Consider the following 1,232-nt stretch of genomic DNA (forward strand, 5'->3'; position numbering starts at 1 on the left):
CTGGACCGGCCAGCCTTTCGTAGACATCTTCGAGCCATAATTTACGGCAACCGAGGAGGTCAGTATGAGCGGCAAGCGGTACACGGATGAGTTCAAGATCGAAGCAGTCAAGCAAGTCACCGAGCGTGGTCATTCGGTTGCAGATGTGGCCCAGCGTCTGGGCATTACGACGCACAGCCTATATGCCTGGCGAGCGAAGTTCGATAAGCCAGATGTCGTGCGGCAGGTGGAGCTAGACCAGAGCGCCGAGGTGCGGCGATTGAAGGCCGAACTCAAGCGGGTGACCGAGGAGCGAGACATTCTAAAAAAGGCCGCCGCGTACTTTGCAAAGGGATGACGGCAAGGTACGCATTTATGCGAGCCCATATCAACGAGCATTGTCTGCGTACGATGTGTCGGGTGCTCGGTGTTCATCGCAGCGGCTATTACGTTTGGCAACGTCAGTCAGGCAGTGCGCGCAAGCGCGAGGACGACCGGCTGCTGGGTCTGATCAAACATCACTGGCTGAGCAGCGGCGGCGTCTACGGTTACCGCAAAATCACGGTGGATTTGCGAGAATCGGGCGAGACGTGCAGCCGTCACCGCGTGCTCCGGTTAATGCGGACGGAAGGTTTGCGCGCCGAGGTTGGCTACGGCAGCAAGCCGCGCTATCGTGGCGGTCCGGTCGGCGTGGTGGCCAATGTCCTAAATCGGGAGTTCGCCCCCGACGCGCCGAACAGGGTCTGGGTTACCGACATCACGTATATCCGAACCTATGAAGGCTGGCTGTATCTGGCGGCGGTCATGGATCTGTACTCGCGTCAGATCGTCGGCTGGGCCACGCGATCAACGATGACCAGCGACCTGGTATTGCAGGCTTTGCTGGCTGCAGTCTGGAAACGCAAACCGGGCCCCGGCGTTCTGGTGCATTCGGATCAGGGCAGTCAGTTCACAAGCGATGACTGGCTGTCATTCCTGAGGGCTCACCATATGGTGCCGAGCATGAGTCGTCGCGGTAATTGCCACGACAACGCCGTTGCCGAAAGCTTCTTCAGCGCATTGAAAAAGGAGCGAATTAAGCGGCGCATCTACCCGAACAGGGCTACTGCTGCCACGGACGTATTCGACTACATTGAGATGTTCTACAACCCGATTCGCCGGCATGGTTCCGCCGGCGACCTGTCACCTGTAGAGTTTGAGCGGCGCTACGCGCTAAACGGCTCGTGAGTGTCTATGAAACTCTGGCCGGTCCA

The 1,232-nt window shown here is 58.5% G+C and carries 1 protein-coding gene; it reads left to right on the forward strand.

Features of this window, described 5'->3' with window-relative positions:
• Positions 1-64: 64 nt before the first annotated feature.
• Positions 65-1,206, forward strand: a protein-coding gene (locus tag DIE17_RS37000; protein WP_409364600.1) for an IS3 family transposase whose coding sequence is annotated in 2 segments (ribosomal slippage) — positions 65-302 and positions 302-1,206 — 1,143 coding nt in all. Because the reading frame shifts where the segments join, the coding sequence is not laid out codon by codon here.
• The last annotated feature ends 26 nt before the right edge of the window (positions 1,207-1,232 follow it).

This window comes from Burkholderia sp. Bp9099 (genome assembly GCF_003857805.1).
Taxonomy (GTDB): Bacteria; Pseudomonadota; Gammaproteobacteria; order Burkholderiales; family Burkholderiaceae; genus Burkholderia.